Source organism: Zhongshania antarctica (assembly GCF_014202945.1).
GTDB lineage: Bacteria > Pseudomonadota > Gammaproteobacteria > Pseudomonadales > Spongiibacteraceae > Spongiibacter > Spongiibacter antarcticus.
The window spans coordinates 76,537-91,333 of sequence record NZ_JACHHW010000004.1; the positions used below are offsets into that span (position 1 = coordinate 76,537).

At 48.6% G+C, this 14,797-nt stretch carries 12 protein-coding genes; 7 read left to right on the plus strand and 5 right to left on the minus strand.

Annotation, left to right across the window (positions count from 1 at the left end):
• Positions 1–83 precede the first annotated feature (83 nt).
• A complete protein-coding gene (gene glpK, locus HNQ57_RS07515) occupies positions 84–1,568 on the plus strand; it encodes a glycerol kinase GlpK (protein WP_184462081.1) in 1,485 nt (494 codons plus the stop codon).
• Positions 1,569–1,614: 46 nt separating this feature from the next.
• On the opposite strand, the gene HNQ57_RS07520 is transcribed toward glpK, so the two are convergent.
• The 4 genes from HNQ57_RS07520 to HNQ57_RS07535 form a co-directional block, all read right to left on the minus strand.
• On the minus strand, positions 1,615–4,344 hold the full coding sequence (locus tag HNQ57_RS07520) for a bifunctional diguanylate cyclase/phosphodiesterase (protein ID WP_184462083.1): 2,730 nt from the start codon (positions 4,342–4,344) through the stop codon (positions 1,615–1,617).
• 110 nt (positions 4,345–4,454) lie between these two features.
• A complete protein-coding gene (locus tag HNQ57_RS07525) occupies positions 4,455–5,591 on the minus strand; it encodes a TonB-dependent receptor (protein ID WP_184462084.1) in 1,137 nt (378 codons plus the stop codon).
• Between the two features lie 2 nt (positions 5,592–5,593).
• Positions 5,594–6,115: a type 2 periplasmic-binding domain-containing protein gene (locus HNQ57_RS07530; protein WP_184462086.1), complete on the minus strand. Its 522-nt coding sequence runs from the start codon at positions 6,113–6,115 to the stop codon at positions 5,594–5,596.
• Positions 6,116–6,235: 120 nt separating this feature from the next.
• Complete coding sequence (locus tag HNQ57_RS07535; protein ID WP_184462089.1) at positions 6,236–6,946, minus strand: DUF1499 domain-containing protein; 711 nt, start codon at positions 6,944–6,946, stop codon at positions 6,236–6,238.
• A 144-nt stretch (positions 6,947–7,090) separates the two neighbouring features.
• On the opposite strand from HNQ57_RS07535, the gene HNQ57_RS07540 reads away from it, so the two are divergent.
• From HNQ57_RS07540 to ung, 3 genes are read left to right on the plus strand one after another with little or no spacing between them, the layout of a single operon-like run.
• Positions 7,091–7,867 carry a glucose 1-dehydrogenase gene (locus HNQ57_RS07540; protein ID WP_184462091.1) on the plus strand — a complete coding sequence of 259 codons (777 nt, stop codon included), beginning with the start codon at positions 7,091–7,093 and terminating at the stop codon, positions 7,865–7,867.
• Positions 7,868–7,918: 51 nt separating this feature from the next.
• Positions 7,919–8,611, plus strand: coding sequence for an EthD domain-containing protein (locus HNQ57_RS18175; RefSeq protein WP_184462092.1), 693 nt, complete (start codon positions 7,919–7,921; stop codon positions 8,609–8,611).
• Positions 8,612–8,644: 33 nt separating this feature from the next.
• Entirely contained in the window at positions 8,645–9,355 is a 711-nt protein-coding gene (gene ung / locus HNQ57_RS07550; protein WP_184462094.1) for a uracil-DNA glycosylase, read from the plus strand.
• Here ung and HNQ57_RS07555 read toward each other — a convergent pair.
• Complete coding sequence (locus HNQ57_RS07555; RefSeq protein ID WP_184462095.1) at positions 9,345–10,175, minus strand: MerR family transcriptional regulator; 831 nt, start codon at positions 10,173–10,175, stop codon at positions 9,345–9,347. The genes ung and HNQ57_RS07555 overlap by 11 nt on opposite strands.
• 260 nt (positions 10,176–10,435) lie before the next feature.
• On the opposite strand from HNQ57_RS07555, the gene HNQ57_RS07560 reads away from it, so the two are divergent.
• From HNQ57_RS07560 to HNQ57_RS07570, 3 genes are all read left to right on the plus strand, one after another.
• Entirely contained in the window at positions 10,436–12,910 is a 2,475-nt protein-coding gene (locus tag HNQ57_RS07560) for a TonB-dependent receptor (protein ID WP_184462096.1), read from the plus strand.
• A gap of 69 nt (positions 12,911–12,979) precedes the next feature.
• Complete coding sequence (locus tag HNQ57_RS07565; protein WP_184462097.1) at positions 12,980–13,642, plus strand: START domain-containing protein; 663 nt, start codon at positions 12,980–12,982, stop codon at positions 13,640–13,642.
• Between the two features lie 179 nt (positions 13,643–13,821).
• Positions 13,822–14,676: a metal-dependent hydrolase gene (locus tag HNQ57_RS07570; RefSeq protein WP_184462098.1), complete on the plus strand. Its 855-nt coding sequence runs from the start codon at positions 13,822–13,824 to the stop codon at positions 14,674–14,676.
• The last annotated feature ends 121 nt before the right edge of the window (positions 14,677–14,797 follow it).

Consider the following 14,797-nt stretch of genomic DNA (forward strand, 5'->3'; position numbering starts at 1 on the left):
CGCGCAATAATCCCGCCGATTTATGGCCGCAGACCGAGGAGTCTGCCATCATTGCCCTATGTAATTCACAAGAGTAATGAAAAATGACGCAAACTTATGTGCTGGCGATTGATCAGGGTACTACCAGTTCACGGGCAATCGTCTTTAATAGTCGGGGTGAGGTCTGTGGGCTTGGCCAAGAGGAGTTTAGTCAGCACTATCCTGAGGATGCCTGGGTAGAGCACGACCCTGAGGAAATTTGGCAAACGACCTTAAATAGTTGCAGTAAGGCGATAGCGGACGCTGGCCTACAGGCTTCGGCGATTGCTGGAATTGGAATCACTAATCAGCGTGAAACCACGGTGATCTGGGATAGGAAAACGGGGAAAGCGATTTATCCAGCGATTGTTTGGCAAGACCGTCGTACGGCTAAACAGTGCGCTGAGTTAAAGTCGCAGGGTGTTGAAGACTTGGTGTCGCAGCGTACTGGCTTGCTGCTAGATCCGTATTTCTCTGGTACTAAAGTGGCGTGGCTGCTAGATAATGTCGAGGGCGCCCGGCGGCGTGCAGAGGCTGGGGAACTGGCGTTTGGTACTATCGATAGCTTTTTGCTGTGGCGTCTAACTGACGGCGAGCAGCATGCCACCGATGCGACAAATGCATCGCGCACCTTATTGTTTAATATTCATAAGCAGCAATGGGATGCTGAACTACTGGAATTATTTAATATTCCTCAGATCCTATTGCCTGAAGTAAAAGACAGTTGCGATGATTATGGCCGATGCACACCTGACTTATTTGGCTCAGCGATACCGATTTGCGCATTAATTGGCGACCAGCAGGCGGCCACCGTTGGTCAGGCGTGCTTTAAACCCGGCATGGTGAAAAGCACCTACGGTACCGGGTGTTTTGTGGTGCTAAATACCGGCGCCAAAGCCTTAAGTTCCAAACATCGCTTGCTGACGACGGTGGCTTACCGCATTAAAGGTGAGGTCACCTATGCCTTAGAGGGAAGTATTTTTGTCGCCGGTGCCGCTGTGCAATGGTTACGCGATGGCTTAAACCTCATCGGTTCAGCCTCGGAGACGCAGCCCTTGGCTGAAAGCGTGGCAAGTTCGAACGGTGTTTATATGGTGCCAGCTTTTACCGGGCTGGGTGCGCCGTATTGGGACCCAGACGCGCGGGGCGCAATTTTGGGGCTGACCCGAGACACCGGCATTGCTCATATTGCGCGAGCGGCCTTGGAGTCGGTCTGTTACCAAACCCGCGATTTATTAGAAGCCATGCGCGGCGATGGCGCTGACTTTGCGACGCTGCGGGTGGACGGCGGTATGGTCGCTAACGATTGGGTAGTGCAGCGCCTTGCCGATATGCTGGACTGTCGCTGCGAGCGTCCACTCGTCAGCGAGACGACGGCACTCGGCGCCGCGTATTTAGCGGGTTTGCAATTAGGCGTGTATGAGTCTCTCGAGGAAATTGCCGCGCTCTGGCAGTGTGAAGGGGGTTTTGATCCGGCGATGAATGAGGTTGATCGCGCTCGGCGCTACACCGGCTGGAAAAGCGCAGTAGCGCGGGTTAGAACGCAATAGCAACGCAGTCTTTAGCTGGCGCCCGTAGCAGTAATGCGATCGCCAGCTAAAAGTCGTGAATTCGCAATGAAAGATCCAGTGCACTGATAGGCATTGGTCGGCAAACATAATAACCTTGCACATACTCTACGCCCATATCCCGCACAATTTCTAGGGCTTCGCGATTCTCTACACCTTCAACAATAACTTTTTTGCCGAGATTGTGGCTCATTTCCACCATTGATTTTACCAGCACTTGGTCGCTCTCTCGCTCGTGAATAAAGCGGATAAAGGACTGGTCAATTTTAATGTAATCTACCGGCAGTTCGCGCACATATTCAAAGGAAGTAAAGCCAATGCCAAAGTCGTCAAAAGCGACTTTAGCGCCTACGGCTTTAAAATTATTAAGTAATTTTCGGGCCGCACTTAAGTTCTCTAAGGCATCTGTTTCGACTACCTCAAAGATTAGACGGTCGGGATTGGCGCCAGTCCGTTTTAAGATCTCGTTTAACCGTTCTTCAAAGTCAGGTTGTTCAAGTGTCGGTGCGGTGATGTTGATGCTTAGCCCTGTGTGGATTCCCGAATCTTGCCATAAGCGTTGCTGACGCATGGCTTTTTCCATTACCGAGAAGTCTAATCGTGGCATCAAGCCAGATTCGGCGGCGATACCGAGGAAGTGGGCAGGGGAAATAAATTGGGCTTCGTCGTCGAGCATGCGCACTAAACATTCGCAGTGGCTAATGCTGTTTAGGCTTAAGTCTAAAATCGGTTGATAAAACAGCACTAGACGGTTGCCACTTAGCGCTGATTGTAACTGCTCTTTCATTCGGTACTTTTCGTGCCGAGACACTCGGCTGGTGTCGTCGGATTCTGCGGCGTAATAAAGGCTTCCCCGGGCCTTGTTTTTTACTTTCATCATTGTTGAGGTGGTGTTGGAGATCAGTTCGTCGATACCACTTAAACTGTCATCGTAACTATCGACGACTATGGAAAGGCAGATCTCTTCGCTGACATTATTCTTACTGAACGCGTAGCGAGTTAGTTTTTCAAGGCCGAGGTCTTTTACACTTTGATTTGAATTCCTAGGATGATGAACAATTGCACAAAATTCGCCAGACCCTGTTCTCGCTAGGGGGCTGTTTTCTGGTAGGGCATCAAGTAAATGTGCGGCGAGGCCGTTTAATAAGCGATCTCCGGCGTCGAAACCAAAGCGATCATTGAAAACTGCAAAGTCATCAATATCGAACATGACTAATTCGATTAGGTCGTTATCGCGATGCTCCGCAATATGCTCATTGGCATTTTCGGTAAAGCTACTGCGATTGAGTAAGCCAGTAATACGGTCGTGCTGGCCTAGCCAATGGAGGCTTTCGGCCGCTTCCTTGCGCTCGGTGATGTCGATGCCCATCGAAAGAATGTGGGCCTCGTCGTTTACGTGCAGGCAAGTGTGTGTCCACAGAAAATACAGTTTGTGGCCGTCATCGGTAAAAAAGGGCATTTGGCCCTGGGATTTTTTGCCAGTGGTGTCGGTAATGCCTTGCAAGGAAGCCGAAAGTGATTTGCTCTGATTTTCGTTTCTTACCCACGTATTAATATTGGCATTTTGTGGTGCCTTTAAGTGGAGTCCGGTTAACTCTCTGCCCATTTTGTTTATATTGCGAATGGTGCCGACGCTGTCATGAATAATTACAGTTAAAGGCGAGGCATCAAGTATTAACTCATTGAATACTTTGGCTTCAGTAAGAGCTTCAATTTTTGATTTTAGTTCATTGCGGTGTTGGTCAACACTGGCGTTCATGCGCTCCAATGAGTCGATAACCTCGCCAGTGGTTCGCTGCAAGATGTCTATTTCGTCAGTGTATTTTTTGCTGGACATGTGCTCTTGTAATAGCGTTTGGGCATCTTTAAAGCGGCCGTCAGGGAGCAGTGGGAGAATTTTTGCTAAACTCATCAGTCGGTCAAGCGACGGTTTCAGGATGACGGCTATTAGCGTTATTATTAAAAAGAGGGCTAATAGTGTTGAAAATATTATATTTTTTAGCTCATTAATTATGTGCGCGCGCGATTTGGATTCATTTCTGAGTACTGCGGCATAGATTCTTGGTGGTGAATTTTGATGTAACGGGAAAAAACGTGCGCTGTAATATTGCTCACCTACGGCGTCAAAAAAGACGGTAGGGCGTTTTGCGCTAATTTCCGTTAGCCCAGCAATTCGATTTACCATTTCCGTGGTGTCGTTGGCCTGACTGGCGATTAATACCTGATCTAGTTTGGCAGTCATGCCATTCTGGATCATGTCCAGTATCGCGATATCTGTATGTGTTATCTCATAAAAATCTTGGATTAACAGGCTTGCAGAGCGATTAATATTGATAATTAATTCGCGTCCGTCAGTGGCAATTACCGGGATGAAAACGCTTTGCGCACAGGATGGTGTGCAATGAAGCGTTGCGAATGGGCGGCCGCTCTTTGCGATTGAGCTTATTGCAGTAAAAATATAAGGGGGGACTGCTTTAGGGTCTATTCCCTCTTGCAGCGAGGCGGCAAGAATATGGCCTTCAAGATCAATGTAATAAATTGATTCAATGTTAGACATCAGTGACGGCGGCGAAAGATTTCCTTGCTGGAACTCTTTGTCGCTAGGAATACGATATTGGTCCGCTAAGCGAAATAATTCATTGTTGGATCGTTCAGTTAGTGACGTGAACGTTTGTTGTAGGCTCTCAAGGTCTTGAATCACCGACTCTTGATTAGACTGCACCGTTTGCATATAACCGATATAGCCGCGCGACCCCATAACGATCGATACCGCTAGAAAGAGTACAATGCTGAGCTTGCGCTGCAGACCAAAGGTAGATTTGTTGTCTGCCTTTACCCCGTCGTTATTAATTTCAGTGTCCAGGTTTTTCAGAATCTAAACCCTACCATTATGGCTAATATCTCGGTGCGTTCAGTTAGAGGATCGTTGTGGTCAGTGTGAGGTATGCCATTGGTGCCTCGAATTCCGTAAATATCGGCAGCAATCATCCACTGTGGTGCTGGGGCCCAATTAATGCCGGCAACGAGATGGTGGCTGTCGGATTGATTTGGCCGAGATTTATCATTAATACTCATTTCGTAGCGCCCAGTAAGAACGATATTCTGGGCTAATCTGTACTGGCTCTGCACATAGGCCGATTCGAGATCGAGGCTTTGATTGCCGAAAGCTGACCGGAAGTCCGTTGTGAAGAGGCTATACTCGGCGGTAAACGTCCACTTCGCGAGATTTTTTTGCGCTGATAGAACATAGCCGTTTGCTGAAAGCGCAATGTCACCAAAGCTTCCTTGCCCTTCTAGTTGCATGTTGACAGTAGATATTGCGTATTTGCTGGTGCCGCCATCTCTGCTGTGACTAAGTTGCGCATAGATAGGGTTTCGCACATTAGCGTGATCAATAAAGGACGCAGCAGTGCGACCAAATAAATTGCTGACAATATCTGCCGATAAGCTTTTGGTGCGGCCAAAGGTGACGGATAAGCTGGTTGTGTTTTCTTCAGCATCCCAGTAGCTGTAAAGCTGTGCACCATCTGATGCAAACAGGATTTCACGAAGACCATTGCCCTCGAAATAGACCGACTGTGGCATTAATATCGTTGGTCGCGTGAATAGCACGTCACGGGTATCATTATAGAAGCCAAAGCTATTGCGTACGCGGCCGAGTCGAAACCCGAGCCCCGATAGTTCATTCTCAATGGCTTTGTAGTCGGCAAACAAAAAATCAATTTTCACATCGCCATTATCGGAGGTACCTGCATCGCGGGTAATGATTTGTGCGGCGAGATTTAGTTTAGGGCTGGCACGGTAGTTGGCGTTGACCGCCGCCTCCATGAAATCGGTTGTACCGCGCTGGCTGTTGCCGTAAAAATTATTTCCGTCACTGAGTAAGTAACCTTGAGAAAAGAAACCGTGAATTTGAAGATCGTTATCAATATAAGACAAGGCTGAGCAGAATGAGGAAGCGCTTAAGGCTAGGGCGGCTGCCACTAAGTTTGATAAAAGACGCATGTTTATTCCTCGCCACCGACAGGGCTATTTGACACAAAAAGGCGGTAATGCGTGTCAATGCTATTTACCAAGATTTTGGGTTGGCTCATGACATAGCCAATTGCGCCAGGCGTGTTCGCTATTGCCTGCCTTAGTTGCTCCTCGCTACCAACGACAGTGGGTGGAATACCGGTGCCGCTAAAGGTTAAGCGGTCCCACTGTTCCCGCAGTACGTATGGGTATATTTTAAGAATGGTTTTACAAAATTTTTGGTGCAAGGGTTCTTGATCGGCTAAGACAAAAACTTTAATTGGTAGGTCGTTGTCCCAGCTTCGTTTGCGGACAGAGAATATTGCTCTTAAATTGCCTAGTGTTAACTCGTCAACATTGACCCCAGAGCTTGCGTTAGCGAAGACGGTGATGGTTGGCGCAGGGCTTTGCTCAGCCCATACGCTGCTCGTAATTGGGGATATTACGCCGGCACCGATAAGTATTATTTTCCCTAAGATCCGAGCTGTAGGTCGTGGCAATAGCTTTAGATACACAAATCTTGCTCCAATTTCTATTGTTTGTTTCTGCTACTACACTTAATGATTAACAATAGGCTAACTTTAGCTGTTTGTCATTGAGCTTAACCGGTGTTACAGAAGTTAAGTGATTTTTTGTTAGGACCTGCGTTGTATTTTAAATGCGTTAAGAAATTGCTTGATTCGCTTAGCATTAGCACCTAGATCACCTTTCCCTGTGCGCGATGTGGAGCGGAGGTCAATCGCTGATCCCGTGGCTGTTGGGGTAATTCTAATGACAATGTCGTCGATAAAACCAAACCAAAAGCTGCGCGCTTCAGCCTCCAAATGTCCGTCATTCTGATAGTAGACCAGCCATCCCATTTCGCTAGCAATTTTGGTTGCGCGTTTTTGAGCATCGGGAACTGAAAGTGGGCTATTAAGGGTGTTTAGTTCTGGGTAGGCTTGCTGCTGCAGTGGAATATTCGCGAGGGGGTAGTGGAGACTATTGTCACTTGGTTTACGCAAGTTGTGGGCTTGAATGAATTCAGGGGGGGTGCGGAGGTCGGTGCTAACGTCGTGAATCAACGGCGCGCCTGCGCCTTGGAATAGGCTGAGGCTAAAAAAAATAATGGCGGGCAGCGCTATTAGAGCGGCATTGCTCAGCTTGCGGCGCGCTTCGACGTGCTTTGCGCGCCGGGTAAACAGTGCCGATGTGCAAATACTAATAAAGCTGAATAGGCCTGCAAGGCTAAACATGAATAGGCCGATTTGGTGGTCAAACGCCTGAAGGCGCGCGCCTGCAGTACCCATAAGGAGTAATAGTAGCGAGCAGATGGCGAGCGTCAGAGTCAATTTAGCAATAGTCATACCGCGACCTATGTTATTTTTCGTAATCTTACCAAAGGGTAATAGCCATGTACTGTTTTTTTGGGCCTTGCCGTGATTTACTTGGTTATCGGTCTGTAACCTTTGGGTTGGGCTAACACGAAGTATAAAAATGAGGAATCAGGAATGGGACGTGTAAACGGCAAGGTATGCATTGTGACGGGTGCGGCAAGCGGCATGGGTAAGGCTGATGCGATCATGCTCGCGGCTGAGGGCGCGAAAGTGGTGCTGACTGACCTTAATGAAGCTGACGGCCAGGCTGTAGCCGCGCAAATTGGTGAGTCTGCCATTTTTGTAAAGCACAATGTGACGAGCGAAGAAGATTGGCAGCGGGTGGTGAGTACTGCCGTGACGCATTTTGGCCGTTTGGATGTGCTAGTGAACAACGCTGGCATGATGACTTTGGGCAATATTGTCGATTGTAGCCTTGAGGATTACCGACGTGTTAATGCGGTAAATAGCGAGGGGGTGTTTCTGGGCTGTAAGACGGCAATACCGGCAATGGAAGCGTCGGGTAATGGTGGTTCCATCATTAATATGTCCTCGGTGGCGGCGATTCACGGTATGTCTTTTGTGGCGGCGTACAGCGCGAGCAAAGGTGCGGTAATGGCATTGACCAAATCGGTAGCCTTGTATTGCCGTGAAAAGCGCAATGGCATCCGCTGTAATTCTATTCACCCGGATGGCGTTAAAACGCCGATGGTATTTAAAGTTGCAACAGGTCAAGATTCCGCCACCAGAGAAGAGATCGAATCGCTCTCTACGGTTGAGCACCCAATGTGCGAGCCAGAAGATATTGCCGCGCTGGTACTGTATTTGGCATCGGATGAGTCGAAATTTGTGAATGCGGCGGAAATGTTGATTGATAATGCCTCCACGGCGACACCGCCAATCAGCATGTAAGTCTGGACGCGGTATGTATGATTAATTGCATTATAAAAATAAGGAGAATGCGTGCAAAAAATTATTTATTTAATGTGGGCTGGTGTGCCGGGGCCAGATTTTAACCAGCGCCTATTATCTTGGTTGGGGCCTGAACTGGCTTCTCAAGCTGGGGTTAAACGTGTTCAGTTGAATCTGGTTGATGACGCGGTGGCTGCGGCCGCCGCGTTGCGCATGGAGAATTCAGCACAGGGATTTGACGCAATGTGCTCGTTGTATTTAGATGAGGACGCAGAGCGGCTGGTGCTTCAGGAATACATTCAATCATGCTGCGTTCAATATAGTCGCTATCATGTGGAAGAGTTTGAAACGCTTGAAAATACAACGCAGCGCGTAGGAAGCGGACAGCGGACCCCAGGGTTTAGTCAGGTGGCGTTGCTGCGTTGTCCGCAGAGCATGGCCTATGAGGACTGGCGAGGCTACTGGCAGGGCACACACACCCAGATTGCCATCGACACGCAGTCGAGTTTTCGCTATGTACAAAATGTGGTAACTGAACTCGCCGGTAGTGATGTGGGCTGTTATCACGCTATTGTTGAAGAATGTTTCCCCGCTGACGCAATGACAGACCCTGAAGTGTTTTATGCGGCGAAAGGCGACCCTGAAAAGTACCAAGCCAATTGCCAAAAAATGATTTCTAGCTGTCAAAATTTTATCGATTTTGATGAAATTGATGTAATACCGACGAGCGAGTATCAGTTTTGAATTTATTATTTCTGACAGCTAGGCATTAACGCAGTGACCGAGAGTGCCGTCGATTCCTCCTGGCAGGATCTGCTAGAGCGGGAGTTTGCTCAAGACTACTACTGTGACCTAATGGTCTTTCTAGAAAAGCGAAAGGCCGCGGGCGCCAATATTTTTCCGCCGCAAAGAGTATGGTTTTCTGCTTTGGCGTCTACGCCATTGACTGATGTTAAAGTGGTTATTCTCGGTCAAGACCCTTACCACGCAGAGGGGCAGGCGCATGGCCTGTGTTTCTCGGTGCTGCCTGGCGTGAAAACGCCGCCGTCATTGAAAAATATCTACAAGGAGTTGCACCGAGATCTGCATTTGCCAATCCCGCGCCACGGCTGTCTAGATAGCTGGGCGAAGCAGGGTGTGCTTCTGCTGAATACCGTGTTCACGGTGGAAGAGGGTAAGGCTGGGTCTCATCAGGGCAAGGGTTGGGAGCGCTTTAGTGAGGCGCTTATCTCGACCCTCAACACTGAGCGCGAAGGCCTGGTGTTTATGCTCTGGGGTGCGCAGGCGCAAAAAAAAGGGGCGGACATTGATCAAGATCGTCACTTGGTTTTACGCGCAGCTCATCCATCGCCTTTGTCAGCTCATCGGGGGTTTTTGGGCTGCGGTCATTTCTCGCAGGCGAATGCCTATTTGAGGGCACGCGGCCAGCAGGCGGTAGACTGGCAGATTCCGGTACTGCCCGAGCCGGCGTTCCAGCTTATTCCTTAGGCAGGTCGTCCATAATGGTTTCAAGGGTGTCGGCCAAAAAGCGACTAGCGGCAATTTCCATGGCGCGACCCAATTCTGCGTCAACGACTTTCTCGGCTAGCGGTCGGAGCCGCCATATCAGTTCCGCAATTTTGGGTAACTCTTCCTTCGGCGGTAATTTCTGCTCGGCGTAAGGCTCCAGCACGTGCTGAGACACAAGTTTAACAAACTCATTAGCCACCTTCTGAACGTTGCCGCGCATCATGCGCAAAATGTCGAGCAACTCGTCTAGTGGGATGCCTGTGGCACACAGCTCCTCGGCAACTTTTAGGGTGCTCATGCTGGATACGCGCATTTTACTGCCTGAGACACTAAATAGGCCCAGGTCATGGGCTGTTTTAATCGCTGACGGCGTGAGTTTGGTGCCAAACATCCTTACGAGCTCTGTCATGGGGAGTGTGGTCGGGGCCTCATTCGTCCACGGCGAGTTAACTGCCGTTTCTATGCCCAGTATTTCACTTAGGCCTACACCTTCTTCTAGTGCGGCCAATAATTCCCGTATTGAGGACAGGGTGTAGCCGCGATCTAATAAATTGGCGATTAGCCGCAAGCGCGATAGGTGTTGGTTGTTGTATATACCCTTGCGACCCTGCAGCGCAGGCGGTGGAAGTACCCCTCGGTCTTGATAGGCGCGGATATTGCGAACCGTTGTGTTTGCGGCAATAGCCAGTTGTTCAACCGAATAGTCGCGCTGCACGTCCGGTTCACGGTGGTCTTCAGCTTGCCCCGCTTGAGGTAAGAGTTGGGCCATGCTCGTGATGGTGTCTTCGGGAAATTTCATTTTCGCTAGGTAGCCGTCTCGATGAAGGGAGGTGGGTAATGGTGAGCCCTAAGGCGTTGATTCTTACTAAAGCCAGCGCCAATTGCAATTGGCGTTGTGATTGACAGGCTTTATTTGTCAATTCAGCCAATGTTGCAATGCTGTGATGCTGTCAGTGTAAACAAATAACTTGACTTAGTTTTGAGTGGGCACTAATTTACCATCAAATTATGTTCCATAAAGCTATGTCTTATAAAAATAATTTGATTCGAGGTTTGTGTATGAGTGCTCGCTCCATTTTCGCCGCATATTGGACGCTTACTGCTGCCGTTTTGTCTCCCTTAGCAAATGCAGCGTTGCTAGAAGAAGTCGTGGTTACCGCCCAGCACCGCTCCCAGAGTTTACAGGATGTCCCTGTGTCGGTAAGCGCAATCGGTGGTGATAAAATGATGGAAGCGGGCATCAACCGCATGGAAGACCTCCAGGCTTACGTCCCCAATTTAACGGTTACCGAGAGTGGCATCAGTACTGATATTTATATTCGCGGTATTGGCACCGGCATGAATCAGGGCTTCGAACAGTCTGTGGGAATGTATGTTGATGGCATTTACTACGGCCGTGCACAATTAGCGAGGGCGCCATTTCTTGACTTGGCGCGGGTTGAAGTCTTGCGTGGTCCACAAAACATACTGCACGGCAAAAACAGTATCGCTGGCGCGGTTAACTTAATAACGGCGGATTCGACTGAGTATTTCGAGGGCTTGTTGTCAACTTTGTACGAGCCAAATTTTGAAGAAGAAGTATATGATCTGATGCTGTCGGGCCCTTTGACCGATACTGTTGGTGTGAGATTCGCCGCACGCTTGCGTGAGTATGGTGGGTTTATGGAGGACTTGTTTCAGAAAATAGATGGCCCGCAGTATGACCAGCAAACCTTTCGCTTAAAAATTAACTGGCAAGCCTCGGATGCAACAAAGGTGTCCTTAAAGATAGAAGAGGGGAGTTTTGACTCCCTTGGTCGCCAAGCCGAAATTATTAATGATGAACCCTCCACCTCCGACGTATTTTTGTTTACTGGCCGCACTGAGGCGGAAATTCTTGATGACACCCAATTTCCGGGAGTTGTAAACGTAGATACTGACGATTCGGTTCGCAATAATTATCAGGATTACAAAGCGGCCTCTAATGGCAATTACAGTAATAACGATACCCGTAATTTGACGTTAAACGTCACTAATAGTACGGAGTCCGGACACGAATTCACCTCGATAACCGGCTATATGCATTACGAATACAGTGATCTATGCGATTGTGATGCGACTCCGGCTAAATTGTTTAAACTTGAACTCGGCGAAGATTATTCTCAGTTCAGCCAGGAGTTGCGTTGGATGTCGCCAGGAGGCGAAAAACTTGAATATATCGGCGGTATTTACTTGCAGCGCAATGAGCTCGATTTTCGCGATAAGTTAATTCAAGATTCCGATGTGGTTGTTCAGTTACTTAATGCGGCTGATTATCTTGAAGCGGGTGGACGGGGTGATGTTGATCCTAATCCTTTAGGCGGATCACCCGCCGAAATTCTAGGGATTGGTGATGCTGGTAATGCAGTTGAAAATATTACCGCGCCACGGACATTTTTAAGTACATCGAATATATTTTCTGCATTCTTACAGGCCACGTTCCACTTTGGTGATGATTGGCGTATGACCTTGGGTGGTCGCGAAACTATAGAGAAAAAGACCGGTAGTCGTAAGCTCGACTTGGCAGATCTCGATGGAAATTCGCTGCCCGTCGGCGAGGTAGATACGGTTTCAGGCATTACGTTTTCAGCTGAGCGGCACGATCTAAGAGGCACGCGCACCGAAAAATCGTTTTCCCCGCTACTGAACTTTCAGTGGGATTACTCTGCCGATGGCATGGCTTACTTCACCGCAACTAAAGGTGTTAAAGCGGGCGGCTTTGATGCTCGCTCCAATATGTCGCCAAGTGCCGAGCCTACGCCCCGTAATCCCGGTGCGGTAGTTGCTAATCAAAGTGTACTAATCGGTACTTTTGAATACGAAGAAGAGGAGGCGACCAGCCTCGAATTAGGTCTGAAAACGGGCTTGCTCGATGGTTCGGCGGAGATAAACCTTGCCGCGTTTTACACCCAATACGATAACCTGCAAATCAGTATTTTTGACGGCACCTTAGGCTTTAATGTTGGTAATGCAAAGGAGGCTGTGACTATGGGTATTGAAATGGATGGCCGCTGGCAGCTAACCGATTATCTGAGTCTCGGCGGCGCACTCGCGGTGATGGATTTTGAATTTACGGATTTTGAAAACGGCCAATGTCGACAAGACCAAGCGCCAACAGCAAGCAACGGCGTGAATTGTGATTATACCGGGATGAGCAACCAGTATGTTGCCGACTGGTCAGGTACATTTCTGGTCGGTTATGTGCGACCCATTAGCCCGACCTTGGGCATCGGTCTTGGCTTGGATTTTGTATTTACGGATAAATACAACCCATCCTCCAACCTCGATCCACGGGTTGAGCAAAATGGTTTTGTAAAAGTGAATGGCCGCATCGGTGTTGGCGCCATTGATAAACAGTGGGAGTTGGCGCTGGTTGGTAAAAACCTCACTGACGAAGTGATTATTGTTTACGCCGCTGACACGCCTTTATCAAAAACGATTTTTGGCGCCACCAGTCATACCGGTTTCTTAGAGCCACCTCGCTCAATTGCCATGCAATTTACCTATCGTATGTGATACTTGTTGATAACGACGCTAGCGCTTAGCGTCGTTATTATTAAATTCCACTAAAAGGAGTTGGTTTTAATGTTGAAAATAAAACAGTTGATACTGCTTACCGGTCTAGTCTTTTCTGGTTTTAGTGCACAGGCCATTGATTGGGAGCTTGCGAAAGAGGCTGAGGGCATAAAAGTATATACCGGCGCCGTTGCTGGCTCGGACTACAAAGCCTTTCGCGGTGAAGTGATAGTTGACGCCGAGCTTAATCAGTTGATGGCCGTATTGGACGACACCGCTAATTTTGCGAACTGGATGTACAATTGTAAATCACCGAAATTACTTTATAAGGCGAGTTTATTAGATCGTTATCAGTATCTGAAAAACGATTTTCCTTGGCCGGCGAAAGATCGAGAAATGATTTTGCGCAATGAAATTAGCCAAGATCCTGTAAGCCGAGTGACCACGGTAAAATTGAGCTCGGTTGCGCCTGAAAAGCTACCCACTCCGGCTAGGCAGGCTATGCCCAAAGCCGGGGCAGCGGTTCGTATGGAGGCGGTGCAGGGCTTCTTTGAGCTAAGCCCAGTAGGCGATACGCAAACCAAGGTGATATTTCAGCTGCATTTAGATCCTGGTGGTGGTTTGCCGGCAGGCTTGGTGAACGCGCTCATAGTAGACAATCCCTTTGAGACCTTGAAGGCACTGACTAAGCAAGCAGTGAGACCTGAATACGCCAATTTTAATCCTTTCTGATTGCTACACCCTTTCGTTTAGCGCGGCGCTAGCCGCGTGTTGTCGTGCGCTGTGTGGTGGCTCTGCGGCTGTAAAATTTGTTCAGATTTCAACCAGTTTAACTTGACATTAATTGATGGCACATTTAATGTAACATTAATTAATGTTACATAATAATATGTCTAGTTGAGGAGTGTGTTATGGAAGGTCAGAGCAAAAAAATAGTGCAACCTGTGCGTCGCAATCTCGAGTTTAATCTGCCAAAAGAGCGCATTGGCGATTGGCATGCTGGCGGGGCACACATCACGCATTTCTTTAACGCTTTATCTATTTTCTTCCCTGATGGCGAGCGTTTTTTCATAGACAGTGTGCGTCATTACCGAGGCCGAATTCAGGATCCCGCACTCAAGGAGTCTGTACGCGGCTTTATTGGCCAGGAGGCAATGCATGGACGCGAGCACGAGGAATACAATCAGGCCTTAGTAGATAAAGGCTTGCCCGCTGATCGTTATGGTCGCTTCGTCTTGGGTTTGCTGAAATTTTTGAGCCGTTACTCACCCAAGATTACGCAATTGGCGGGAACGATAGCGCTGGAGCATCTCACTGCAATTCTCGCGAACATGGTATTGAGTGAACCGCGTATTCTCAAAGATGCTGAACCACGATTTGCCGCATTGTGGAAATGGCATGCGCTTGAGGAAACTGAACATAAAGCTGTAGCCTACGATGTTTTTCAGGAAGTGATGGGCGGTGGGGTTCGAGGCTATATTCATCGTTGTCTCGCGCTGTTAACAGCGACGTTTACCTTTTGGCTACTGGTCATCCCATTTCATATTGGCTTGGTTCGCAAAGAAGGCCAAGCACTGAACATACGGGGCTGGTTCAAAGTAATGAACTTCTTATGGGGCTCACCGGGTGTGCTACGCCGCAGCATTCCTGACTGGCTGGATTATTTCAAGCCAGGCTTTCACCCCTGGGATCACAATAACGCCCATTTCCTTGACGACGTCGATGCCTTGGTGGCGGAAGTTGATGCCTACGGTGCGGCCGCGTAACGGCGGTTAGCACTGGTGCACTGCCAGCCCTCGTGGCTATCTTGATATTGTTGGGCTGTTTCATTCAGGTAGTGGGCGTGCGTTATGTCGATAGTATTCGCGAACATATTGCCAATGTCAT